At 39.3% G+C, this 24,095-nt stretch carries 26 protein-coding genes; 24 read left to right on the top strand and 2 right to left on the bottom strand.

Annotation, left to right across the window (positions count from 1 at the left end):
- Nucleotides 1–29 precede the first annotated feature (29 nt).
- Nucleotides 30–1,121: an LCP family protein gene (locus MHB41_RS16290; protein ID WP_034281103.1), complete on the bottom strand. Its 1,092-nt coding sequence runs from the start codon at nucleotides 1,119–1,121 to the stop codon at nucleotides 30–32.
- Complete coding sequence (locus MHB41_RS16285) at nucleotides 1,106–1,774, bottom strand: YigZ family protein (protein ID WP_012011434.1); 669 nt, start codon at nucleotides 1,772–1,774, stop codon at nucleotides 1,106–1,108. The genes MHB41_RS16290 and MHB41_RS16285 overlap by 16 nt, the downstream gene beginning before the upstream one ends.
- A gap of 220 nt (nucleotides 1,775–1,994) precedes the next feature.
- On the opposite strand from MHB41_RS16285, the gene MHB41_RS16280 reads away from it, so the two are divergent.
- The 24 genes from MHB41_RS16280 (at nucleotide 1,995) to MHB41_RS16165 (ending at nucleotide 24,078) form a co-directional block, all read left to right on the top strand.
- Nucleotides 1,995–3,170 (top strand): sensor histidine kinase, encoded by a 1,176-nt coding sequence (locus MHB41_RS16280; protein ID WP_003213166.1) that lies wholly within the window; start codon nucleotides 1,995–1,997, stop codon nucleotides 3,168–3,170.
- A gap of 64 nt (nucleotides 3,171–3,234) precedes the next feature.
- Nucleotides 3,235–3,924 (top strand): two-component system response regulator DegU, encoded by a 690-nt coding sequence (gene degU / locus MHB41_RS16275; protein ID WP_008348273.1) that lies wholly within the window; start codon nucleotides 3,235–3,237, stop codon nucleotides 3,922–3,924.
- A 215-nt stretch (nucleotides 3,925–4,139) separates the two neighbouring features.
- A complete protein-coding gene (locus tag MHB41_RS16270) occupies nucleotides 4,140–4,982 on the top strand; it encodes a DegV family protein (protein ID WP_214755360.1) in 843 nt (280 codons plus the stop codon).
- A 120-nt stretch (nucleotides 4,983–5,102) separates the two neighbouring features.
- Nucleotides 5,103–6,500 carry a DEAD/DEAH box helicase gene (locus tag MHB41_RS16265; protein ID WP_217008717.1) on the top strand — a complete coding sequence of 466 codons (1,398 nt, stop codon included), beginning with the start codon at nucleotides 5,103–5,105 and terminating at the stop codon, nucleotides 6,498–6,500.
- Nucleotides 6,501–6,548: 48 nt separating this feature from the next.
- Complete coding sequence (locus MHB41_RS16260) at nucleotides 6,549–6,842, top strand: competence protein ComFB (protein WP_024423623.1); 294 nt, start codon at nucleotides 6,549–6,551, stop codon at nucleotides 6,840–6,842.
- Between the two features lie 26 nt (nucleotides 6,843–6,868).
- Nucleotides 6,869–7,525 (top strand): ComF family protein, encoded by a 657-nt coding sequence (locus tag MHB41_RS16255; RefSeq protein WP_260983460.1) that lies wholly within the window; start codon nucleotides 6,869–6,871, stop codon nucleotides 7,523–7,525.
- Nucleotides 7,526–7,581: 56 nt separating this feature from the next.
- The gene (locus MHB41_RS16250) at nucleotides 7,582–8,001 is read left to right on the top strand and encodes a TIGR03826 family flagellar region protein (RefSeq protein WP_034281098.1); all 420 of its coding nucleotides are present in this window, start codon (nucleotides 7,582–7,584) and stop codon (nucleotides 7,999–8,001) included.
- 79 nt (nucleotides 8,002–8,080) lie between these two features.
- Complete coding sequence (gene flgM / locus MHB41_RS16245) at nucleotides 8,081–8,344, top strand: flagellar biosynthesis anti-sigma factor FlgM (RefSeq protein WP_024423620.1); 264 nt, start codon at nucleotides 8,081–8,083, stop codon at nucleotides 8,342–8,344.
- An 18-nt stretch (nucleotides 8,345–8,362) separates the two neighbouring features.
- On the top strand, nucleotides 8,363–8,845 hold the full coding sequence (locus tag MHB41_RS16240) for a flagellar protein FlgN (RefSeq protein WP_024423619.1): 483 nt from the start codon (nucleotides 8,363–8,365) through the stop codon (nucleotides 8,843–8,845).
- Nucleotides 8,846–8,860: 15 nt separating this feature from the next.
- Entirely contained in the window at nucleotides 8,861–10,381 is a 1,521-nt protein-coding gene (flgK, locus tag MHB41_RS16235) for a flagellar hook-associated protein FlgK (RefSeq protein ID WP_024423618.1), read from the top strand.
- Between the two features lie 9 nt (nucleotides 10,382–10,390).
- A complete protein-coding gene (gene flgL / locus MHB41_RS16230) occupies nucleotides 10,391–11,299 on the top strand; it encodes a flagellar hook-associated protein FlgL (protein WP_034281095.1) in 909 nt (302 codons plus the stop codon).
- Between the two features lie 46 nt (nucleotides 11,300–11,345).
- Complete coding sequence (locus tag MHB41_RS16225; protein WP_217008718.1) at nucleotides 11,346–11,924, top strand: DUF6470 family protein; 579 nt, start codon at nucleotides 11,346–11,348, stop codon at nucleotides 11,922–11,924.
- A 28-nt stretch (nucleotides 11,925–11,952) separates the two neighbouring features.
- Entirely contained in the window at nucleotides 11,953–12,387 is a 435-nt protein-coding gene (fliW, locus tag MHB41_RS16220; protein WP_024423615.1) for a flagellar assembly protein FliW, read from the top strand.
- Nucleotides 12,381–12,605, top strand: a complete 225-nt coding sequence (csrA, locus tag MHB41_RS16215) for a carbon storage regulator CsrA (RefSeq protein WP_008360181.1) — start codon at nucleotides 12,381–12,383, stop codon at nucleotides 12,603–12,605. The genes fliW and csrA overlap by 7 nt, the downstream gene beginning before the upstream one ends.
- Before the next feature lie 161 nt (nucleotides 12,606–12,766).
- The gene (gene flaG / locus MHB41_RS16210) at nucleotides 12,767–13,108 is read left to right on the top strand and encodes a flagellar protein FlaG (protein ID WP_034281093.1); all 342 of its coding nucleotides are present in this window, start codon (nucleotides 12,767–12,769) and stop codon (nucleotides 13,106–13,108) included.
- A 20-nt stretch (nucleotides 13,109–13,128) separates the two neighbouring features.
- Nucleotides 13,129–14,643 carry a flagellar hook-associated protein 2 gene (locus MHB41_RS16205; RefSeq protein ID WP_217008719.1) on the top strand — a complete coding sequence of 505 codons (1,515 nt, stop codon included), beginning with the start codon at nucleotides 13,129–13,131 and terminating at the stop codon, nucleotides 14,641–14,643.
- Between the two features lie 17 nt (nucleotides 14,644–14,660).
- Entirely contained in the window at nucleotides 14,661–15,065 is a 405-nt protein-coding gene (gene fliS, locus MHB41_RS16200; protein ID WP_217008720.1) for a flagellar export chaperone FliS, read from the top strand.
- Nucleotides 15,062–15,403, top strand: coding sequence for a flagella biosynthesis regulatory protein FliT (gene fliT, locus MHB41_RS16195; RefSeq protein WP_046313066.1), 342 nt, complete (start codon nucleotides 15,062–15,064; stop codon nucleotides 15,401–15,403). Before fliS ends, fliT begins: the two co-directional genes overlap by 4 nt.
- 13 nt (nucleotides 15,404–15,416) lie before the next feature.
- Nucleotides 15,417–15,797, top strand: coding sequence for a hypothetical protein (locus MHB41_RS16190; RefSeq protein WP_024426250.1), 381 nt, complete (start codon nucleotides 15,417–15,419; stop codon nucleotides 15,795–15,797).
- 33 nt (nucleotides 15,798–15,830) lie between these two features.
- Complete coding sequence (locus tag MHB41_RS16185) at nucleotides 15,831–17,516, top strand: methyl-accepting chemotaxis protein (protein WP_046313069.1); 1,686 nt, start codon at nucleotides 15,831–15,833, stop codon at nucleotides 17,514–17,516.
- Between the two features lie 187 nt (nucleotides 17,517–17,703).
- Complete coding sequence (raiA, locus tag MHB41_RS16180; protein ID WP_024423608.1) at nucleotides 17,704–18,267, top strand: ribosome-associated translation inhibitor RaiA; 564 nt, start codon at nucleotides 17,704–17,706, stop codon at nucleotides 18,265–18,267.
- Nucleotides 18,268–18,465: 198 nt separating this feature from the next.
- On the top strand, nucleotides 18,466–20,991 hold the full coding sequence (secA, locus tag MHB41_RS16175) for a preprotein translocase subunit SecA (RefSeq protein ID WP_034281086.1): 2,526 nt from the start codon (nucleotides 18,466–18,468) through the stop codon (nucleotides 20,989–20,991).
- Between the two features lie 67 nt (nucleotides 20,992–21,058).
- Nucleotides 21,059–22,160, top strand: a protein-coding gene (gene prfB, locus MHB41_RS16170; RefSeq protein WP_098677688.1) for a peptide chain release factor 2 whose coding sequence is annotated in 2 segments (ribosomal slippage) — nucleotides 21,059–21,130 and nucleotides 21,132–22,160 — 1,101 coding nt in all. Because the reading frame shifts where the segments join, the coding sequence is not laid out codon by codon here.
- A gap of 124 nt (nucleotides 22,161–22,284) precedes the next feature.
- Nucleotides 22,285–24,078, top strand: a complete 1,794-nt coding sequence (locus MHB41_RS16165; RefSeq protein WP_217008721.1) for a M3 family oligoendopeptidase — start codon at nucleotides 22,285–22,287, stop codon at nucleotides 24,076–24,078.
- Nucleotides 24,079–24,095: the final 17 nt, after the last annotated feature.

Genomic DNA, 24,095 nt, shown 5'->3' with positions numbered 1-24,095 from the left:
GCCCGTTCCTAGGAACTGGGCTGTTTTTATTATTGTCCAGGTGTGCTGGTCGAAGAGTTAGGTGTATCACTTGTCCCCGTTTCACCAGAGGACGGATTGGTTTGTGAATCTGTTTCAGTTGAAGATTCAGCAGGAAGCTTTAAATGCGTGCGTAATTCATTTTGTACGTTAGCTAAATTGGTCGGATCTGGCTCAAAGTAATACGTGCGATTTGGCCCTAAATAAAGGTCTGATCCCTTAATAGAAAGAGTTTCTGTGTCATCTCCTTTAAATCCGCTGTAGATTTGCTGAAGCGCAAGACCTTCTGTGATACGGAAATTGGTCGTAATGTGATCACTGACTTCTTTCGCAATGTTATCGACGTTCGCAATGTTATTTGGCTTCGCCATTTGATCAATCATTGCACGTAAAATTTGTTTCTGACGATCGTTACGTCCGAAATCACCGCGTGGATCTTGTTTTCTCATCCGTGCGTAAGCAAGTGCTTCTTCCCCGTTTAAATGCATATTGCCTTTTTTGAAGTAAATCTTTTTCGATTTTTTAACATCACTTTTTTCATTGAAGTCAAATGGAACATCGATATCAATTCCGCCGACTTCATCAATGACATCCTTGAATCCGTCAAAATCAACGGTTGCATACTTATCAATCGGAATATGCAAGAATTGTTCGACAGTTTCGATCGTTTCGTCTTTACCACCTTTAGCAAATGCTGCATTGATCTTTTCTTTACTTCCTGTTGTATCACTTGCAAGCTGTACGCGTGTGTCACGAGGGATACTAACCATTTTCATCGTTTTGTCTTGGGGGTTAATCGTTGCAACAATGAGTGAATCTGAACGGCCATGATCACCCTTTGTGGCATAATCCTCAATTCCGACAAATAGTACAGAGAAAGGTTTTTTCTTAATATCAATGACAGCATCACGAAGATTCGATTTCTCTCCACGGTTTAGTTCATCATATGTTTTGTCAGCAGCTTGAAGAGTATTGACGATTTTATATACTGCAAATCCGCCCATGCAGATGATAAGAAGCAAAAATAAGACCAGAATACGTTTGATAATTCTCTTCTTCTTACTCTTTTTCTTTCGTACACGCACTTTTACTCGTTGTGCCATTCATCTGTCTCCTTTATCGGACCAATGTCCTTTTCTAAATAAATCAGTTCGCCTTCTTTTGTAACACTCTTTCCATTTGTCAGCTCAGTCATCCACTCAATGAACTGCTCTGTTTGTGTTTCTTCGACATATGTCTCAAAAATAACATCTTCTGCATAATGGATTTCTTTTAGCTGAAAAGATGAGGCTCTAAGCTCATTCTCTACCTTTCCAAGCCATGTATAATCTATTGTTGTGTGCATTGTACGCATTAAACAGCGCTCTACCATTCCAACATGGTTGATAGCTTCTGATACAGATTTTCCGTAGGCACGAATCAATCCACCGGCACCAAGCTTGATACCGCCGAAATAACGAGTGACCACAACGACTGTATCTTTCAGCTTCCGTTTTTTTAGCACTTCAAGCATTGGCACACCTGCTGTACCGCTTGGTTCACCATCATCATTCGCCTTTTGAATCAGGTCATGTTCACCAATGAGATAGGCTGAACAATTATGTGTGGCATTCCAATGTTGTTTTTTAATGGATTGTATAAATGCTTGTGCTTCTTCTTCTGAGACAGCACGCTGTATATGACAAATAAAACGTGATTTTTCAATGACGATCTCATGCTCGCCACGACTTTTTACTGTAAGATAGCGATTCAGCAAAAGACATACCCTCCTGACAAGCAAATTGTAAGACTAGTGAAAATTTGCATTGGTTTTAGAATTTTACAGCGTATTTTGTTATGATGATAGGAGCGGAAAAAGGGTCGTCATAAAAACTTCATGATTATACGCATTCTTTCATTATAATTCGACATAAAATGCAGATCAATGACATTTATAATAAAAAAAGATGACATCACTGTTACGGGAGGGAAAAGCCATGACAACACCCAAAATGGATCCGAAATTATTGGATTCAATCATCATGAAAATGCTAAGTACAGTTGATGGCAGCAAGGACGAAGTATTTAGAATAGGCGAACAGTCCCGTCAACAATATGAAAGCCTAGTAGAAGAGCTGAAGCAAATCAAACAGCAAGTAAACGAAGTAATTGATTTTGGGGATAAGCTGGAAGTCCATACAAGACATGCTAGAAACCGCTTATCTGAGGTCAGCAGAAACTTCAACAAATTCAGCGAAGAAGAAATACGTGAGGCCTACGAAAAAGCACATAACTTGCAAGTGGAACTCACCATGATTCAGCAGCGCGAGAAGCAACTGAGAGAAAGAAGAGACGATCTGGAAAGACGATTATTAAGCTTACAAGACGTCATTGAACGTTCTGAAACGCTTGTGAGTCAGATTACAGTGGTTCTCAACTATCTCAACCAGGATTTACGCCAGGTCGGCGTTTTACTTGAAGATGCTCAGGCAAAACAAGATTTTGGTCTCAGAATTATTGAAGCCCAAGAAGAAGAACGCAAAAGAGTGTCTCGGGAAATTCATGACGGCCCTGCTCAAATGCTGGCCAATGTGATGATGCGTTCCGAATTAATTGAACGGATTTTTAGAGACCGCGGTACAGAAGAAGGTTTTAAAGAAATTAGAAGTCTCAGACAGAATGTGCGAAATGCACTGTACGAAGTGAGAAGAATCATTTATGATTTAAGACCGATGGCTTTAGATGATTTGGGTCTGATTCCGACACTGAGAAAATACTTAAACACAATTGAAGAATATGATGGAAAAACCAAAATTACGTTCCAATGCCTAGGTGATACAGAAAGCGAAAGAATTGCTTCTCAATTTGAAGTAGCACTGTTTAGACTAGCCCAAGAAGCTGTCACAAATTCATTAAAACATTCTGAAGCTGAAGAAATCTCTGTCAAAGTAGAAGTAACGAAAGACTTTGTGACCTTAATTATTAAAGACGATGGAAAAGGCTTTGATATGAAAGATGTAAAAACAAACAAAAACAAATCCTTCGGTTTACTTGGCATGAAAGAACGCGTAGACTTACTGGAAGGTAAAATGACCATAGACTCAAAAATAGGTCTAGGGACATTCATCATGATTCGCGTGCCATTAACATTGCAAAATAAAATTGTAAAATAGAGTCAAAAGACATATTGACCATAAAGTTCAGGTGTAGAACAATAAACATGGGGAGGCGTAGCTTGTGACTAAAGTAAATATTGTAATTATTGATGACCACCAATTATTCCGTGAAGGTGTCAAACGGATTTTAGATTTTGAACCTACTTTTGAAGTAGTTGCAGAAGGAGACGACGGTGACGAAGCTGCACGTATCGTAGAACACTATCATCCGGATGTTGTCATTATGGACATTAATATGCCGAATGTAAATGGTGTTGAGGCTACAAAGCAGCTTGTTGAGCTTTATCCCGAATCAAAAGTCATTATTCTATCTATTCATGACGATGAAAACTATGTAACACATGCATTGAAAACAGGGGCGAGAGGCTACCTGTTAAAAGAAATGGATGCAGACACACTCATCGAAGCAGTGAAAGTTGTAGCTGACGGAGGCTCTTATTTACACCCGAAAGTCACTCATAACTTAGTAAATGAATTCCGACGCCTAGCGACTAGCGGCGTTTCAGCACATCCACAGCACGAGGTATATCCTGAAATTCGCAGACCACTTCATATCTTAACTAGACGTGAATGTGAAGTTCTTCAAATGTTAGCTGACGGAAAGAGCAACAGAGGAATCGGTGAATCGCTCTTTATTAGTGAGAAAACAGTCAAAAACCACGTGAGTAACATTTTGCAAAAAATGAATGTAAACGACCGTACACAAGCTGTTGTTGTAGCTATTAAAAATGGCTGGGTAGAAATGAGATAGTGTTCCGGACAAGTACTCCTTTTTCGCCTGTTTTTATTCTCTCACATTTTAGGTGAAGGGAAATGATAGACAGGGTAAGGATTCTTTTTCGGATATAGAGGGCTTGCCTATTGATTAGGCAGGCTTTTTTGATTACTATTATAAATCTAATGAAAAAATGATCATTCTTTTAAAATAAAAAAGAGTAACTTAACGAATAAGGAAGGTATTTAAGAATGAAAATAGCCGTTGTAACAGACAGTACTGCTTATCTACCACAAGAGCTGCGTGATAAACATAATATTCATATGATCCCCCTTAACGTCATCTTCGGCAGTGAATCATACCGTGAAGAAATAGAAATGGACTGGAAGACATATTATGAAGAAATCAAAAAACACAAAGATCTTCCAACAACCTCTCAGCCTGCTTTCGGTGAATTAATAGCCTTATATGAAAAACTAAGTGAAACATACGACGCCGTGATTAGTATCCACCTTTCAAGTGGAATTAGTGGAACGTATAATAGTGCGGTCTCAGCGAATGATCTAGTTGACGGGATTGATATTTACCCGTTTGATACAGAAACAAGCTGTATGGCACAAGGTTTTTATGTGTTAGAAGCTGCTGAAAAAATCCAAGAAGGTGCTTCTTTAGAAGAAGTGTTAGCACATCTAAATTACCTGAAAGGAAGTCAGCGGGCGTATTTTATGGTAGACGATTTAACTCATTTGCAAAGAGGCGGCAGATTAAATGGTGCTCAGGCTTTTATTGGAAGCCTCTTAAAGGTAAAGCCTATTTTGCATTTTGACAACAAGCTAATTGTTCCTTTTGAGAAGATTCGCACACGTAAAAAAGCCATTTCACGTATTTTTGAATTATTTGATGAAGATGCATCACGTGGTGTTCCGATGAGAGCAACACTGATACATGGTAATAGAGAAGAAGAAGCAGAAGAATTAATTGCGCACTTATCAGAAAAATATCCTCATGTTGAATTTTATAAAAGCTACTTTGGTGCCGTGATCGGCACCCATCTAGGTGAAGGCTCTTTAGCCCTTGGCTGGGTGATTAGATAATTCCTAAAAAACCTCTTTTCGTATGGAAAAGAGGTTTTGTTTTTTGATTTTACCTGTTGGACGAAAGGTCATGTCTTTGCGCATAATAGCCAAACATCAATTGAAAGGTGTTTGGTGAAGATGAATATGGACAAAGCAATGGAACTAATGGGGCAGCTGCATTCACGCCATCTGCTCACCGTTGAAACAAAGTGCCCACAGTCCAATTTAGATTGGCTGGAGGAGAAGGGCTTAGTCAATCGGTCTCCAGCCATTGAGAGGAAAGCAAATGGTTTTACATGCTGCCGGTGCGGTGTATCACACAAGCGGTATTTCGCTCATTCTCCATGTGAAGTGTGTCAAAAGGATTGTGTGTACTGTAGATCATGCATCATGATGGGAAAAGCAGCAGAATGTGGGTTTCTCTATGAATGGACAGGTCCACAAATGGTAGAAACAGGTCGAGCCGAATTAACATGGCAGGGAGAGCTGTCTAAAGGACAAAAAAGAGCGTCAGAAAGAATGATTGAAGCTATTAAAAACAAATTTGATCTACTTGTTTGGGCGGTTTGCGGAGCAGGGAAAACGGAAGTGCTTTTTCACGGAATCGAATATGCATTAAATCAAGGAATGAGTGTCTGTATTGCGACACCTAGAACAGATGTTGTGCTTGAACTCGAACCGCGGCTTAGAAAAGCATTTCAAGGGGTGATAATTACCGTACTTTATGGAGGCAGTTCTCAAAGGTTTCAAATAGCACCGCTTGTGATCACCACAACCCACCAGCTGATGAGATACAAAAATGCTTTTGATGTGCTCATTGTAGATGAAGTCGATGCCTTCCCTTATTCAATGGATGAGCGACTCCAATTTGCTGTTCTAAAGGCGATGAGAAAGAACGGAGGGGTTAGGATTTATTTAAGTGCGACACCCTCTAAAAAAATGACGAGAGAGGTTTCTCGCGGAAAACTGGAAGCGATAAAAATTCCTTTGCGTTTTCACGAGCACCCATTACCCGTACCGACCTTTCATTGGATCGGACATTGGAAAAAGAAATTAAAAAAGAACCAGCTGTCCCCTAAAGTGATGAATTGGATGCAGAGACATATTGCAAATAAGAGAAGAATATTACTTTTTGTTCCTTCAATTGCTGTCATGAAGAAGGTAACGAAGATTCTTCGGGAACAATCCTTAAACGTGGAGGGAGTATCTGCCGATGATCCGGATAGGAAACAAAAGGTTCAGCACTTTAGAGATTACGTATACGATGTACTAGTTACAACCACTATTCTAGAAAGAGGCGTAACCATTCCAAATGTTCAAGTGGGGGTACTAGGTTCGGAATCTACTATTTTTACAGAGAGTGCACTTGTTCAGATTTCTGGACGGGTAGGCAGACATCCGGATTATTGTACAGGAGATGTTTTCCTTTTTCATTTTGGTTTAACGAGAAGTATGAAACAAGCAAAGAAGCATATCGCAAAAATGAATGATACGGCTGCAAAAGAGTTTTCTGAAAAACAGTGTGGGTTCAACTAAATCATGGTACATTATATTCACAATACACAAATGGCAGGAGAGACAAATATGCTACTCAATGCAAAAGAAATACTACTCAAGGAAATTCTCAATCAATATCTCAACCAATTAAACATGATTTGTCATTGTGAAAAGTGTATGGAAGATGTATTAGCGATTTCACTGAATCAAGTGAAACCACAATATATAACAGATATCGATAAAATATCTTACAGTAAATCTGAGATGGTGGATAAACAGAAGAATACTGCGATGCTGGTCATTCTGACAGAAGCAGCTTCCAAGGTTTCCGCATTTCCAAGGTGTGAAAATCGTCTGCTGCTGAACAAAGAAACCAATTGATTTGTCAAATTTGCGAGGGACATTTTGTGCCTGCTTTTACATGGAAATCATTCCTACTATTAAATGATGATCGTCTTTGTGTAGCATGTAAGAATCACTTAGTAAAGATTGATCGTCCTATTTGTCCAACATGCGGAAGGGCGCAGTCAAATGACCAATTATGCCAGGACTGTAATAGTTGGAATGAACGCTCTGATTCTACTAAAGTCCTTGTAAAAAATAGGTCAGTTTATACTTACAATGATTTGATGAAAGATGTCCTTGCCCGCTTTAAATTTCGGGGTGATACGGCTTTAGCTGAGCTGTTTAAAAAAGATGTACAAGCAGCATTTAAACATTCCTTCTGCATAAAAGACCCATTGCTGATACCGATCCCTTTAAGTCATGAAAGACTAAAAGAAAGAGGATTTAATCAGTCCGTGATAATCGCTTCTTTGCTAGATAAGCCAATATTGCAGCCACTCGTGAAAATACATCAAAGTAAGCAGTCTAAAAAAAAGAAAAATGAACGCCTAGATCAAAAAGGATTGTTTCAAATAAAGCAAACAGATGCGATTGTTCAAAGGGATATTATATTAGTTGATGATATCTATACAACGGGAGCAACCATCTATGATGCGGCAAGAATTTTGAAAGACGCAGGTGCTAAAAGTGTTTCTTCTTTTACGTTGATACGTAGTTAAAAATCATGATAATTAACCGATAATAAGAAAAGAAAATAACGTAAGGGGTTTTGGTTATGAATCAATTGGCAAACTGTCCACAATGTAATCAGCTATTTTTAAAAACCACCATCCAAACGGTTTGTAACAAATGCTTTGAAGAAGAAGAACGTTCTTTTGATATCGTATATAAATTCTTGAGAAAACAAAGTAATAGACAATCAACGATCGCTGAAATAGTAGAAGCAACAGACGTTGATGAAGAATTAATCTTGAAATTTATTCGTTTGAAAAGACTGCAAATTAGTCAATTTCCAAATATTAATTATCCTTGTGAAAGATGTGGCAAAGCGATCAGGAAAAACAAGCTATGCAGCCAATGTGAACAGGATATTCATTCGCAAATCAGCCAAATGAACCAAGAAGAGGAGCGTAAAAGGGAGATTGAATCTAGGAAAAAAGACACCTATTATGCCATTAATCCTAAAAACGACTGATTCCCTAAACTAAGTTGCAGTTTGGTCGATAAAATGGATAGAATCAAGACAGACTGTAACGGAAAGCGAGAGGAATCCCGTGAAAATTAATCGATATGGAACACAACCAGTAAATCCTTACAAGAAAACATATGAGAAACAAACGTTGCAATCGAATCAAGCTAAATCAACTGATAAAGTCGAAATTTCTAAAAAGGCAATCGAAATGCAAAAGGTGCCGAATATTATGAGAGAACGTCAAGATAAAATTGACCAAATTAAAAAAAGCATTGAAGCCGGAACATATCAAGTAGATACAAAAGGCATTGCAGATAAAATGCTGAATTTTTATAAACAACAATAACAAAAGGGAGCAGCGTGAATGTCAGTTAAAATAATTATTGAAGAACTGCATCGTCTCTATGGATTGCATGAACAGCTTTTAAAGTTGTCTAAGGATAAAACAGAAATGCTGAAAAGCAATGAGATTGATGCTCTTTCAGAGGTCCTGAATTTAGAGCAAAAGTATATTCAGGCCATTTCTCAATTAGAAGAAAAACGAATTGAAGCGACCGTTCAATTTTTACAAAGTGATCAATCACCAACCATCACTGCATGTATCGAAAAGGCTGAAGGTACAGATCAAGAAGAGCTCATTTCATTATATGAGAAACTAAATGACATCATGGTGGAACTAAAAGATGTAAATGAACTGAACAAGCAGCTTATTCAGCAGTCACTTCAATTTATTTCACTGACATTCGATCTCGTTAACCCTAATAAAGAAAATATGAATTACGGACAAAATGGTCTTGAGAGTTCAAAGCCTAAACAGCAAAGGGCTTTGTTTGATTCAAAGGCGTAAACAAGGAGGATACCAATGGGTTCTACATTCATGGGACTAGAAACGGCAAAAAGAGGCATCACAGCCCAGCGTGCAGGGCTTTATGTCACATCAAACAACGTCTCCAATGCAAATACGGAGGGCTACTCAAGACAAAGAGTGACCTTTAAAGCAGAAAATCCTTATCCAGTCATTTCTGTTTATGACGGCAAAACGTATGGCCAAATGGGGACAGGTGTACAAGTTGGAACCGTTGAAAGAATTCGAGACAGCTTTTTAGATCTACAATACAGAGATCATAATAATAACTTATCTTACTACTCAACGAAGTCAGATGCCCTTTCACAGATGGAAGGGGTTATGAATGATTTGACGGATGAGGGCTTGAACAGAGCTTTTGATAATCTATGGAAATCATTACAGGTCTTATCGGAATCAAAAAATGCTGATACGGCTTCTGCACGTACAGTTGTTAAAACAAGTGCACAGGCTTTAGTTGACCAATTCCGTCTGCTCAATTCTTCTTTAACAACGATACAAAAGAATTTAAAAACGGAACTCGATTCAACAGCCAAAGATGTAAACACTCTTTTATCTCAAATAGATGAAGTGAACAAACAGATTGCAGCAGTTGAGCCAAATGGATATCTTCCAAATGATCTTTATGATACACGTGATACTTTGGTCGATCAATTATCCTCACTTGTTGATATTAAGGTCAGCTACAATCCACCTGGCGGTAATGCACTCAAAATTGCTGAAGGAACTGTCAACATCGACATTATCGGTGCAAATGGACAATCTGCTGGAAACATTTTGAATGGTATTACGAACGAAAAGTCTGAACTGCAAATCTCTTACGATAATACAACGGGACTTGTTAACTCACTTCAATTCGGAACAACAACAATTGCAGCGGATCAATTACAAGTGAACGGTAAAGTAAAAGCACTTGTTGAAGCTTATGGCTACATGTCAAACGGTGCTGAAAAAGGCATGTATCCAGATATGCTTGCAGAGCTGGATGAAGTAGCAAAAGTATTCATGGATACATTTAACGATGTACATAAGCAGGGGTACACGTTAAATGGTGCAAGTGGACAAGACTTTTTTGATATCGAAAATAACAATGAGTTGAATAAAGGTTTGGCAGCTCGTATTAAAGTGAGCGATGTCATTTTAGCATCAACAGATAATATTGCTGCATCTCTCAATCAAACACAAGGTGACGGTTCGAATGCTACGAAATTAGCTAATATACAAGACTTAAAGTTACCAATCGGCGGAAATACAACGACAATTCAGGATTATTACCAAAATGTGATTGCTGAGATGGGGGTACAAGGGAAAAAGAACATGACGCTTGAAAGCAGTTCAGCTGCTCTTGTCAATTCAGCCAATGAACGTAGAATGTCGACTAGCGCTGTCTCCATTGATGAAGAAATGACGAATATGATTCAATTTCAGCATGCATATAATGCGGCTGCGAGAATTATGACATTACAAGATGAAGTATTGGATAAGGTCATAAACGGCATGGGTGTCGTAGGAAGGTAGGGATAACGGATGCGAGTCACACAAGGTATGATTTCTCAAAACTCACTTCGAAATATTAGTAAAAGTTATGAAAAACTTTCTAAAATTAATGAGCAGGCACAAACAGGCAAACGTTTTACAAAAACGTCTGATGATCCTGTTGCAGCAGTAAAAAGCCTTCAATATAGTACTGCCTTGTTCCGAAATGAACAATATAAAAATAACTTAAATGAAGCACAAAACTGGATTGATACATCTGAAACAAGTGTCACTGAAATCATTGATATTATGTCAAATATACGAGATAAAGTGCTTGATGCGGCAAATGGAACAAAGCAGCCCGAAGATTTAGCAGCTATCGGAGTGGAAATTGGCCAGATGAAGAATCAAATCATTGATGCAATGAACACTCAAATGCTAGGTAAGTTCGTATTTAATGGGACAAATACAAATGTTAAACCAGTTGTTGAGAATGCAGACGGAACGTATACATTTAACTTCGAAAATTATACAGATGCGAATGCTGTTCAAGCGAATATTTCTGATGGTATCACTTTAAATGTAAACTCAAATCCAATCTCAGCGTTTGGCGGACAGGCTAACGGTCAAAATGTCATTGAAATGCTGACTGATTTAGAAAACTCATTGAAAAATGGAACGTTTGCGAATTCTGATGATGCATTAGGAAGTATCGATCAGTTTAAAGAAGTAATGAGTGCTGAGCGATCTGACCTAGGAGCGCGTTCGAATCGTGTTGACTTAGTAGGAAGTCGTTTGACTTCACAATTTCAAGTACTGAAAAATGCTAAATCAGATAATGAAGATGTTGAAAGTGAAAAGGCAATTCTTGATCTTCTTCAACAAGAGACGGTGAATAGAGCTGCTTTAGCGACAACAGCGAAAGTCATTCAGCCATCCCTTGTAGATTTCTTAAGATAATAAAAAGCATCCGATGGGTGCTTTTTTGCATCATGGAGGTGAACATATGCAAATCCCTAGATTGTTAATGCAGCAAACCTATGCAAAACTTCAAATGTCGACAACTCCTTCCCGGCAAGAAGTAGAGCAGCCACAAGCTGATCTTGAGATTCAGCAGCCACGAGCTGTCATGAATATCAAAAGGACACCATCGAAATTAACCATTGATCAAACCGAGGCGTTTGCCGATATGGACATCAAGTCAATTTTTAGACGTTCTGAGGAATGGGCAGCTGAGGGGAAGCGTGCTGTTGGAGAAGGAATGGGTCGAAGAGCGGAAGAAGGAAGTGAACTCATCAAGATCGAGAATGGTGGGAATGCGATTGCTGAGTTTGCCAAAATCAATGGCAGTCCCCCAGCAAAACAATTCACCATTGGTGTGATACCTTCATTCTTTAGTGTGAAAACTCACTATCAGCCTTCTGAGCTTCAAATTGATGTGGAGCCGCAAAAAGCTATCATAGAGGCCACACCTCATAAACCAATCGTTAACTACCAGCCAGGCAAGGTCAATATTGATATGTTAGAATACCCAGAATTAAAAATAGAAGTTGACGAAACGGGCCAAAATGGTGATAAGGTATAATTAAGAAAAATGAAAAAGGTCGTGAATTATGATCATTCAAACAAAATACCATGGTGAAGTGACAATCAAAGAGGAGCAAATCATTCACTTCTCTAACGGGATACCAGGATTTCTGGATCAAAAACAGTTTGTCATTTTGCCTTTATCAGAAGAGTCTCCATTTTTAGTTCTTCAATCATTAAATAACTCGGCATTAGGTTTTATCGTCAGCAGCCCGTTTTTATTCTTCAATCAATACGAATTTGATTTAGACGAAACGGTTGTAGACATTCTGGAAGTAGAAGATGCCAATGATGTGGAAGTAATGGTTATTTTAACAATGGAATCATCTATTGAAAAAACAACAGCCAATTTAAGAGCGCCTATTATTGTGAACCGGAAAAACATGAAAGCCAAGCAGGTGATTTTGCATGATTCAGCCTATCATACAAAACATTTGTTAGAGGTGGCATCCTCATGTTAGTGCTGTCTCGTAAATTAAACCAGTCGATTCAAATAGGCGATGATATTGAAGTCAAGATTATTTCAATCGAAGGCGATCAAGTGAAAGTCGGGATTGAGGCTCCTAAGCACATCGATATTCACAGGAAAGAAGTGTACCTGTCAATTCAAGAAGAGAACAATCGTGCTGCGAGTTTATCCTTAGATCTCCTCTCTCAATTATCCTCACAAAAAAAGTGAGGATTTTTTTATCGCATTCAGCTGTCCTTCTCCGTGTGAAAGCGTTTCGATACAGATGTTCATGATCTATAGGAAACTTTAACAAATCGGTCCATCTATATTTAATTTGCAAATTCAAAGCCGATATAAAAGATAGATTAAAGCACAGGAGCTGAATAACTATGTCTGTTGGTAAGTTGACATCGCTAGAGCCAATTATCGATGCATTTCAAACCCGTGTTTCTAATAACCAGAATGACAATGTAAACTCTGACTCACAAGCAAATGGCAGGGCTGTTTCAAAAGAAGAAATTGAAAAAACGCTTCAAGGGGCAAACAAGCTGATTGAACCTACTCAATTTCATCTTCAATTTGAATTACATGAAAAACTCAACGAATATTATGTCAAAGTCGTAGATAACCAAACAGATGAAGTCATTAGAGAAATTCCTTCCAAGGAATGGCTTGATTTCTATGCAGCAATGACAGAAATTGTCGGTTTATTTGTAGATAAAAGAATGTAAATGAAGGGAGAACATAAATAATGGTCAATCGTATTACTGGATTTTCAAATGTGTTCGATATTGATGAAATCGTATCAAAGCTGATGAAAACGGAGCAAGCACCACTTGATACAATGACGCGTCAGAAACAAACACTTGAATGGCAAAGAGACAGCTATCGCGAGGTTAACTCGAAAATTAAAGAATTAGATGATTTGATTAACAGCTTAAACTTAACGCTTCCAAGTACATATGGCGCCAAAAAAGTGACAAGCTCAAATGAATCTGCTGTCACAGCAACTGGATCAACAAATGCGACCTCTGGCTCTATTCATGTCACTCAACTAGCGACAGCTTCCGTCTTTAAATCTTCTGGTACTTCTGGATATACACCAGCAAACGGCACTTTTACTTTTGAGGTGATGACACCAGATTCGACAAAACCGAAAACGGTGACGATCAATACTTCTGATTCCGATACAATTGATGACATCGTGAAAAGTCTGAACAACTCGCAATTAGGTGTGACGGCTTACAAAGGCCAAATCTTTGATGGAACTAACTACGTGGATACCATCGCTCTTACTTCTCGGACAACGGGTGAAGGCGTCAGTATTAAAGCAGCTGATGGTAATTCTGCTTCATTTTTAACGCAATTAGGCTTCCAAGTAGATGGAGATAACAAATTAGTTGCAACCACTCAAGGACAGAAGGCGCAATATGAGATTAATGGCCTGAAAATGGAGAATAACAACAATACCTTTACACAGGCTGGTATTACGTACGAGCTTAAAGGAACCACGGATAAGCCCGTCAGCTTAAACGTTTCAACAGATGTGGATGCAATCTTTGATAAAATTAAACAATTTGTTGATAAATACAATGAGCTCGTTGAACAGATTAATGGTAAAGTCAATGAAAAGAAAAACAGGGACTATCATCCATTAACGGCAGAAGAGAAAAAAGCGATGTCTGACAAAGAAGTGGAGCTATGGGAAACGACCGCAAAGTCTGGCTTGCTGAGAAGTGATTCTATTTTACGATCTGGTGCCTCTAAAATAAGAAATGATTTTTATGCTGATATTACGACAAGTGATGCGAATAAAATTCATATCACGCAAATTGGAATTACGACATCATCAAAATATAAAGATGGCGGAAAACTTGAAATTAATGAAAAGAAACTAAAAGAAGCCATAGAAGCAGATCCGCAGAAGGTCAGTCAAATGTTCATCTCGGGTAGTTTAAATGTGGATTCAAAGGATAAAAACAAAGCACAGCAGCAATATCAAGAACAAGGAATCATCTATCGTGTCAAAAATTCCTTATCTGCCTTCACCAAAAGCATTCAAACAAAGGCTGGCAGCACAACTATGGAATTAAAGGAATACGGACTTGGTAAGGACCTTGACTCTTTGACCAAACGAATGAGTACGTTCCAAGACCGTTTGAAGATGGTTGAAGCCCGTTACTATACGAAGTTTAACGCCATGGATAGTGCAATTCAAAAGCTAAACAACCAATCTGGCTACCTTTCTCAACTGCTTGGACAATAATTGGAGGTTTATAACATATGGCAATACAGAACCCTTATGCCGCCTATCAAAAAAATTCTATTGAGACCGCAACACCTGCCGAGTTGACGCTTATGCTTTATGAAGGCTGCTTAAAGTTCATCAGAATAGCGAAGCATGCCATTCAAAAAGAGGATGCAGAAACGAGAAACTTGAACTTGAAAAAGGCTCAAAACATCATTCAAGAATTAAATGTCACCTTAAATCGTTCCTATGACGTATCAAAGAGTATGGCAAGTATGTATGATTACATTTATCGCAGACTGATAGAAGCCAATCTTCAAAATGACGAAGATATATTGAATGAAGTAGAAGAGTACGTAACTGATTTTCGTGATGCGTGGAAGGAAGTCATTCAAACCGATCGAAAAGGCCGTCACCACTCTATCGGGGGCTCTCTATGAGTATTGTGGACCAGCTGCATGATCAAACATTAAAAATGGCAGCCGAAATAGCGGAAAATCCGCAAAGTGATACACTGGTTGAAGACTTTGATGCCTTTTTAATTGAGAGAGACGAATTAATGAGAGATATACAGCATGAATTGACGGATCAAGAAAAAGAGAAAATCCGCGAAATCATCCAAACAGATCAACAGATGGCGAAGCAATTAACGGTTATCCAAAATGGAATAAAGGCAGATATTCAAGCCATACAAAAAAAGAAAACAAAACAGCTGAATTATCAAAATCCATACCAGCCCATAACAAGTGACGGCGTATACTACGATAAACGGAAATAAATAGGTGAGACCTGTGGCGTATCGTTCAAATGACTATATTTTATTAACCACATATTATGAACTTCTATACACGATAGAAGAGAGTCTAAACTATTTAGATGAAATTGAGAAGGATTTTGACAAAACAGAAGGGGATCGGATCTTTAATGATCTGATCCATGCCTTCTTTCATTTAGACACAACACATCCTCTTCTGCTTTCAATTATTGAAAATGAACACTTTGCCAAAACGATTCGTTCGTTTGATCAAATATTTTTAAGTTTTGATATACTAGCTTTCTATACATTCCCTTCAAATCACTTCCAATCATTCCTGAAAACATACTTTATACCTGAATATAGAAAGTGGATGGATGAAATACATGCCTGTATGAGGCCGTATGTCATTCATTAATTTTTGTCCAATTCAGACCATTCGGAGGAAATTATGAGACTAAAAAATCAATTTTTATTTGGGCTTATTGTCATATGTGTATTGTTTGTCAGTATGTTAGGATTCTCAAGCTTTCTCTATTACAAAACAGATCAATCCTATAAAGCGCTATTAAGCAAGGAAGTGAAGCTTTATCAGACATCGCTGGAATTAGAAACTCTTCTGCAAAAGCAGGAAGCACAGATTAAAACATATGTCGTCGTGCAAGATGCTGAAAATTTGCAGAAAATTGAGCAAACATATGAAGATATTAATAAGAAAACAGCAGAAGCTTCTAAAATGAGTACGGTCAAACAAGCAAAAAATCTATTAGATCAAATCTCAGAAAAAAATTATCTCTACTACACCTCAACAAATCGATTATTTAATTCATTAAATATGCAAAATCAAAAAGAATTCAACACCCGCCTCAGTCAAGAATTACAACCTATCGAACAAGAAATACATACCTTTACAAAAGAATTCGCTCAAAATCAGCTAAAACAACGTGATCAAAAAATCAATCAGCTCAATCAAGATAGTAATCAATTATTGCTTACACTCATTTTGGTCAGTGCAGCGATTATTGTTGGCCTTTTGGTGATTGGGATCAGATTTGTTCATCGCATGACAAAACCAATTGTTTCTGTCACAAATGCCGCAAAAAGGATGGCAGATGGTGATCTTACCCTTGAAGAGATTGAAGTGACCTCTAAAAATGAGATTGGTCAACTCGGCACAGCCTTTAATCAAATGACGGCTCATTTGCGTCAGCTTATTTTGCAGGTGCAAAGCGGATCAAGACAGCTTGCTGATTCTGCTGCTCAATTTGAGGAAACCATCAGTCAAACGATATCGGCTAGTGAGCAGACATCCAGCTCGATTGAACAGGTCAGTGAAGCTTCACGTGAACAATCAGATGCGGTCGGAAAAGTGGCATCCGCCATTCAGGAAGTGTCGACTGGCATGCAAAATGCAGCTGTACACACGTCCGATGTTTCGGGTCACTCAATTTCAGTGACTGAAAAGGCTGAAGAGGGTGCCGCCCTTATTCAACAATTTGTGCAACAAATGAGTTCTATTAAAGAGTCTGTGAATGAACACCATTCCACAATGGCCCATGTGCAAGCGCAGTTTACAGGCATTCAAGATCTGTTAGGTCATATCCATGCCATTGCTGACCAGACGAATTTGCTTGCTTTAAACGCAGCTATAGAAGCAGCAAGAGCGGGAGAACATGGAAGAGGCTTTGCAGTTGTAGCAGATGAAGTGAGGAAACTGGCAGAAGAATCTAGTCAGTTGACAGATCAAATTAGTCAATTACTCGAGAACGTGAACAAAGATACAGAAAGGTCATCACAATCGATGACGAAGGTTGAGCGGGATGTAGCAGAGGGTGTAAAAGTATCACAATTATCTGAACAAAGCTTCCATGAAATATTGGAATCTATTCGTGATATTTCAATGAAAGCAGAAGAGCTGTCAGCCACTGCAGAACAAATTTCTGCTAGTACAGAGGAAATTTCTCAAACGGTTGGTTTCATTGAAGAAGGTGCGAAACGAAACTCAGAAGAAACAGAGTACATGTCTGCTGCTGTTGAAGAATCATTAGCGGCCAATGAAGAGATGAAAGCGGCTGCGGAGGATCTAAAATCCTTATCTCAATCGCTGAAAACATCGATTTCATCTTTTACCATTTAATGTACGCTGGTCTTTTTCAAGAATCAGCCGAATATATATTCATCACCTATCAAGCAACAGTTGAAGCACCGCAAAATTCGACAAATTTCAATAAATATTCACATTTTTTTACGTTTGAGCAGGAGAAAAGGAGGGAAAAGTAGAAATAGGTTTACATATCCTTAATTTTAAAGGAGGCGTTCTTTACATGAATTACAATGTCAGAGGAGAAAACATCGACGTAACACCTGCACTAAGAGATCATGTCGAGAAAAAAATTGGAAAGCTGGAGCGTTATTTTGAGACAGATGTAGATGCTTCAGTCAACGTGAACTTGAAGTTTTACAACGATCAAGAATCTAAAGTTGAGGTTACCATTCCAATGACTGATCTAGCACTTCGAGCTGAGGTGCATAATGAGGATATGTACAATGCAGTAGACCTAGCAGCCAGTAAATTAGAACGTCAAATTAGAAAGCACAAAACAAAAGTAAACCGTAAATTCCGCGAGCAAGGTGCCAAAAAGCACTTATTTGCTGGAGGAAATGGTACGGCTGAAGTAGCAGTTCAAGATGACGAAGAGATTGATGAAACAGAAATCGTCAGACAGAAACGTTTCAATTTAAAGCCAATGGATAGTGAAGAGGCCATTCTCCAAATGAACATGTTAGGTCATAGTTTCTTCGTTTTCACAAATGCTGAGACAAATTTGACCAATGTGGTTTATCGCCGAAATGACGGTAAATATGGACTCATTGAGCCAAACGCTTAAATATCAGTTGATGCTGATTCAAAAACAACCTAAATAAAGTAAACCCGTTCCCTTCATAAGGGGCGGGTTTTTTGTGCGAAATTATGGCAAATTCTTTGGAAATGAAAGAAGGTATGGTATGATAAATGCAGGTAAATATGGACCTGTCAAACTTTTGGACATGCCGAAAAATTGCATGAAATAGAGGAGCGTTATTATATGCTTGGAATCTTAAACAAAGTGTTTGATCCTACGAAACGTACGATCAGCCGATATGAAAAAAAGGCAAATGAAATCGAAGCTCTCGCTCAAGATTTTGAAAAATTATCTGACGAGGCTTTACGAAATAAAACGATTGAATTTAAAGAAAAACTTGAAAAAGGACAATCGGTGGATGACCTGCTGGTTGAAGCATTTGCAACGGTTCGCGAGGCATCCCGCCGCGTAACAGGAATGTTCCCATTTAAGGTGCAGCTCATGGGGGGGATCGCGCTTCACGAAGGTAACATCGCTGAAATGAAAACAGGTGAAGGTAAAACATTGACATCAACAATGCCTGTTTATTTAAATGCTCTTTCTGGAAAAGGCGTCCACATCGTGACAGTCAACGAATATTTGGCAAGCCGTGATGCGCAGGAAATGGGCAAAATTTTTGAGTTTCTTGGTTTAACAGTCGGCTTAAACTTAAACAGCTTAGACAAAGATGAAAAAAGAGAAGCGTACGCCGCTGATATCACGTATTCAACAAACAATGAACTTGGCTTTGACTATTTACGAGATAACATGGTGCTTTACAAAGAGCAAATGGTTCAGAGACCGCTTCATTATGCCGTGATCGATGAAGTTGACTCCATTTTAATTGATGAAGCGAGAACACCTCTTATTATTTCAGGTCAAGCTGCGAAATCAACAAAGCTTTATGTACAAGCCAATGCATTTGTCCGCACATTAAAAATCGAAGATGATTTCACGTATGATATTAAAACAAAAAGTGTGCAGCTGACTGAAAGCGGAATGACGAAGGCGGAAAAAGCATTCGGCATTGAGAACTTGTTTGATGTCAAACATGTCGCGCTGAACCATCACATCGCTCAGGCGCTGAAGGCACATGTTGCGATGCAAAAAGACGTGGATTATGTAGTAGAAGAAGGCCAAGTAGTCATCGTTGACTCCTTCACAGGACGTTTAATGAAAGGACGCCGTTATAGTGAAGGTCTGCATCAAGCCATCGAGGCAAAAGAAGGTCTTGAAGTGCAGAACGAAAGCATGACACTAGCAACAATTACGTTCCAGAACTACTTCCGTATGTATGAAAAATTATCTGGTATGACTGGTACAGCAAAAACGGAAGAAGAAGAATTCCGTAACATTTACAACATGCAGGTTGTCTCAATCCCGACCAACCAGCCAGTTGTTCGTGATGACAGACCTGATTTAATTTACCGCACAATGGATGGTAAATTTAAAGCAGTGGCTGAGGATGTTGCGCAGCGCTATATGACAGGGCAGCCAGTTCTTGTCGGAACAGTTGCAGTTGAGACATCTGAGCTTATTTCTAAGCTGCTTAAAAATAAAGGCATTCCTCATCAAGTGTTAAACGCAAAAAACCATGAGCGTGAAGCACAAATTATTGAAGAGGCTGGTCAAAAAGGTGCTGTGACCATTGCGACAAACATGGCAGGACGTGGTACAGACATCAAGCTTGGCGAAGGTGTAAAAGAACTTGGAGGTCTGGCTGTTATCGGGACAGAGCGTCATGAATCCCGTCGTATTGATAATCAGCTTCGCGGACGTTCTGGACGTCAAGGAGACCCAGGGATTACCCAATTCTATCTCTCCATGGAAGATGAATTGATGCGCCGATTTGGTGCAGAGCGGACGATGGCGATGCTTGACCGCTTTGGCATGGATGACTCTACACCAATCCAAAGTAAAATGGTGTCTAAAGCCGTTGAATCATCTCAAAAACGTGTAGAGGGGAACAACTTTGATTCCCGTAAGCAGCTTCTGCAATATGACGATGTGCTTCGTCAACAGCGTGAAGTAATCTACAAACAGCGTTTTGAAGTCATCGATTCTGACAACTTAAAATCAATTGTCATCAATATGATCCAATCTTCAATTGAGCGTGCTGTAGGATCTTATACGCCAAAAGAGGAGCTGCCTGAAGAATGGAAACTAGATGGTCTTGTTGAATTAATCAACACGAACTATTTAGACGAAGGTGCCATTACGGTCAAAGATATCTTCGGTAAAGAAGCAGATGAAATCACAACCTTCATCATGGATCGTATTAAAGAAAAATACGATGCAAAAGAAGAAACATTTGGCGAAGAACAAATGCGTGAATTTGAAAAAGTCATCGTTCTTCGTGCAGTGGATTCGAAGTGGATGGACCATATCGATGCAATGGATCAGCTGCGTCAAGGTATTCATTTACGTGCGTACGCACAAACGAATCCGCTTCGTGAATACCAAATGGAAGGATTTGCGATGTTTGAGCATATGGTTGCTTCAATTGAAGATGATGTGGCCAAGTATGTCTTGAAATCAGAAATCCAAAACAACCTAGAACGTGAAGAAGTGGTTCAAGGTCAAACAACGGCTCATCAGCCACAAGAGGGCGATGAGGAGAAGACAGTGAAGAAGAAGCCGGTACGTAAAGTCGTAGACATTGGACGAAACTCCCCATGTCACTGCGGAAGCGGCAAAAAATATAAAAATTGTCATGGGAAGACAGAATAAGTAATGGAAAGAGGTGAAAACCTCTTTCTATTCATGTCAGCCCCCATACATCTATGAGGTGAAGGATATGGAATTAGTAGAAATTAGACAAGAGCTTGAAAATATGGCTAGCAGGCTAGCTGATTTTAGGGGGTCTCTTTGACTTAGAAACAAAAGAGGCCAAAATCGCAGAGCTTGAAGCGACGATGTCAGAGGCTGATTTTTGGAATGATCAGCAAAAGGCTCAAGGCGTTATCAATGAAGCCAATGCACTGAAGGATTCTGTGAATTCCTACCATGAGCTCAGTGAATCACATGAAGAGCTGCAAATGACGCATGACTTATTAAAGGAAGATTATGACGAGGAGCTTCATGCAGAGCTTGAAAAAGAGCTGAAGAACTTAACGAAGCAGTTTAACGAATTTGAGCTGCAGCTTCTTTTAAGCGAACCTTATGATAAAAACAATGCCATTCTGGAGCTTCACCCAGGTGCAGGCGGTACTGAATCACAGGACTGGGGTTCTATGCTTCTGCGAATGTACACTCGCTGGGCAGAGCGCAGAGGCTTTAAGGTCGAAACGCTTGATTACCTTCCAGGTGATGAAGCAGGAATTAAGTCTGTGACTTTGCTTATCAAAGGGCATAACGCGTACGGTTACTTAAAAGCTGAAAAAGGTGTCCATCGTTTGGTTCGTATTTCTCCTTTTGATTCTTCTGGCCGCAGACATACATCCTTCGTTTCCTGTGATGTCATGCCGGAATTCAATGAAGAAATTGATATTGATATACGGACAGAGGATATCAAGGTAGATACGTATCGTGCAAGCGGAGCAGGTGGCCAGCACGTTAATACGACGGACTCTGCTGTTCGTATCACACACATTCCAACGAATGTCGTCGTGACGTGCCAAACAGAAAGATCACAAATTAAAAACAGAGAACGTGCGATGAAAATGCTGAAATCGAAACTTTATCAAAAACGGATCGAAGAACAGCAGGCAGAATTGGATGAAATCAGAGGAGAGCAGAAAGAAATTGGCTGGGGAAGCCAAATCCGCTCTTATGTATTCCACCCTTATTCTCTTGTGAAAGACCATCGAACCAATACGGAGATGGGAAATGTTCAAGCGGTGATGGATGGAGATTTAGATTCATTTATCGATGCGTACTTACGTTCGAAATTATCATAAAAACTCGGCTTCTTGCCGGGTTTTTTTAATTGTGAGAAAATATAATGAATATAAAGGTATACATACGACATACTGATTCTATATCCTTTGTATGATGAAATTAGCAAATAAAGGGGGAAATATTTTGGGATTAACACCATTGCAAGAAACGTGGGATTTAGATGCCTTTTTTAAAGGAGGCAGTTCTTCACCAGAATTTAAGACATACCTGCAAAACATTCAGCAGCTACTAGATGAATTACGACAAAAGGTGGATGCCTTTTCAAAAGAAGATACACACATTGAAAGCCAATTAACGTCTGTCCTTGACGCGTATGAAACTACATATAAAAAATTGTCTCAAGCAGGTTCATTTGTATCCTGCCTACAAGCTCAAAATACGAAGGATATGAAGGCAGGCAGCCTTCGAGGTACGATTGCCAACCTAGAAGCTGATTTAGGAACCATCCTTGCACTGTTTGATCAAGCGCTAGCTGCTATCCCTGCAAACAAGTGGGAAGAATTGATGAATTCAGCAGCCTTTTCAGATGTCCGCTACATATTAAATGAGCGAAGAGACCGTGTGAAGGATCAATTACCTGTTGAACAAGAAACGCTGATTCAAAAGCTGGCTGTAGATGGGTACCATGCGTGGGATGAGCTTTATTCCAGCTTAGTCAATAAAATTACCATTCCGTTTGAACAGCATGGAGAAACGCAGATGATCTCTGTAGGCCAAGCAGAAAATGCTATGGATGATTCAGATCGTGAAGTCAGAAAGGCCGTTTATCACAACCTAGAGCATGCATGGAAGCAGGATGAACATTTATTTGCTAGTACGCTCAATCACCTTGCTGGTTTTCGTTTGCAAGTGTATGAAGCAAGGGGCTGGGATCACATTTTAAAAGAACCGCTTGAAATTTGCCGGATGAAACAAGAAACCCTGGATGCAATGTGGTCTGTGATTGATGAACATAAGCAGCCATTCATTGATTATTTACACCGAAAAGCTGACATGCTTGGAGTGGATAAGCTGAGCTGGTTCGATGTTGGGGCTCCTATCGGCAATGAGACCAAAATCTATCCTTATCAAGAAGCAGCTGCTTTTATTGTGAAACATTTCGCAGGATTTGGAGAAGAGCTCGCTGCTTTTACAGAAAAAGCCTTTAATGAACGCTGGGTAGAAGCTGAGGACCGTCCAAACAAACGGGTAGGCGGCTTTTGTACAAATTTCCCTGACAGCGGAGAATCACGTATTTTTATGACTTTCTCAGGAAGTCCATCCAATGTGGCGACACTAGCGCATGAGCTTGGTCATTCGTTCCATCAGGAAGTGATGCAGGATGTTCGCATTCTGAATCGCAAATACGCAATGAATGTAGCTGAAACAGCTTCGACATTCGCAGAAATGATTGTAGCTGATGCCTCATTAAAAGAAGCGGCAAATGAAGAGGAGCGGCTCAGCCTGTTAGAGGATAAGCTGCAGCGCAGTGTAGCTTTCTTCATGAACATTCAATCTCGTTTCTTATTTGAACAGCGCTTTTATGAAGAGCGTAAACAAGGAGAAGTGCCGGCTGACAGATTGAATGAATTGATGGTCGAAGCGCAGAAGGAAGCGTTCGGTGACTCATTAGATGAATACCATCCGCATTTCTGGGCTTCTAAGCTGCATTTCCATATCACGAATGTTCCATTTTATAATTTTCCATACACCTTTGGATACATGTTCTCGTTAGGAATTTACGCAAAAGCATTGCAGGCTGGTACATCGTTTGAAGAGAAATACATTGCATTATTAAAGGATACTGCTTCAATGACAGTAGAAGATTTAGCCAAAAAGCATCTAGGCGTTGACCTTACCCAAAAAGCATTTTGGGAAGAAGCCATTCGTTTGGCTGTAGCAGATGCTGAAGAATTTTTAGAGGTGAAAAAAAAATAAAAAATGAAAAGCTCCTA

This window comes from Bacillus sp. FSL H7-0578 (genome assembly GCF_038630855.1).
GTDB lineage: Bacteria > Bacillota > Bacilli > Bacillales > Bacillaceae > Bacillus > Bacillus safensis.
Note: the sequence above shows the minus strand (reverse complement) of the source record. Positions and strands in the feature narration are given on the sequence as shown.

Bases quoted from the DNA above. Each gene is read 5' to 3' on its own strand.
- flgL (WP_034281095.1), top strand. From the start codon at position 10,391: ATGCGAGTCACACAAGGTATGATTTCTCAAAACTCACTTCGAAATATT.
- raiA (WP_024423608.1), top strand. From the start codon at position 17,704: ATGAATTACAATGTCAGAGGAGAAAACATCGACGTAACACCTGCACTA.
- MHB41_RS16265 (WP_217008717.1), top strand. From the start codon at position 5,103: ATGAATATGGACAAAGCAATGGAACTAATGGGGCAGCTGCATTCACGC.
- MHB41_RS16205 (WP_217008719.1), top strand. From the start codon at position 13,129: ATGGTCAATCGTATTACTGGATTTTCAAATGTGTTCGATATTGATGAA.
- MHB41_RS16260 (WP_024423623.1), top strand. From the start codon at position 6,549: ATGCTACTCAATGCAAAAGAAATACTACTCAAGGAAATTCTCAATCAA.
- fliW (WP_024423615.1), top strand. From the start codon at position 11,953: ATGATCATTCAAACAAAATACCATGGTGAAGTGACAATCAAAGAGGAG.
- MHB41_RS16240 (WP_024423619.1), top strand. From the start codon at position 8,363: ATGTCAGTTAAAATAATTATTGAAGAACTGCATCGTCTCTATGGATTG.
- flgK (WP_024423618.1), top strand. From the start codon at position 8,861: ATGGGTTCTACATTCATGGGACTAGAAACGGCAAAAAGAGGCATCACA.
- csrA (WP_008360181.1), top strand. From the start codon at position 12,381: ATGTTAGTGCTGTCTCGTAAATTAAACCAGTCGATTCAAATAGGCGAT.
- MHB41_RS16290 (WP_034281103.1), bottom strand. From the start codon at position 1,121: ATGGCACAACGAGTAAAAGTGCGTGTACGAAAGAAAAAGAGTAAGAAG.
- fliS (WP_217008720.1), top strand. From the start codon at position 14,661: ATGGCAATACAGAACCCTTATGCCGCCTATCAAAAAAATTCTATTGAG.
- MHB41_RS16270 (WP_214755360.1), top strand. From the start codon at position 4,140: ATGAAAATAGCCGTTGTAACAGACAGTACTGCTTATCTACCACAAGAG.
- secA (WP_034281086.1), top strand. From the start codon at position 18,466: ATGCTTGGAATCTTAAACAAAGTGTTTGATCCTACGAAACGTACGATC.
- MHB41_RS16185 (WP_046313069.1), top strand. From the start codon at position 15,831: ATGAGACTAAAAAATCAATTTTTATTTGGGCTTATTGTCATATGTGTA.
- flaG (WP_034281093.1), top strand. From the start codon at position 12,767: ATGTCTGTTGGTAAGTTGACATCGCTAGAGCCAATTATCGATGCATTT.
- MHB41_RS16280 (WP_003213166.1), top strand. From the start codon at position 1,995: ATGACAACACCCAAAATGGATCCGAAATTATTGGATTCAATCATCATG.
- MHB41_RS16250 (WP_034281098.1), top strand. From the start codon at position 7,582: ATGAATCAATTGGCAAACTGTCCACAATGTAATCAGCTATTTTTAAAA.
- fliT (WP_046313066.1), top strand. From the start codon at position 15,062: ATGAGTATTGTGGACCAGCTGCATGATCAAACATTAAAAATGGCAGCC.
- MHB41_RS16225 (WP_217008718.1), top strand. From the start codon at position 11,346: ATGCAAATCCCTAGATTGTTAATGCAGCAAACCTATGCAAAACTTCAA.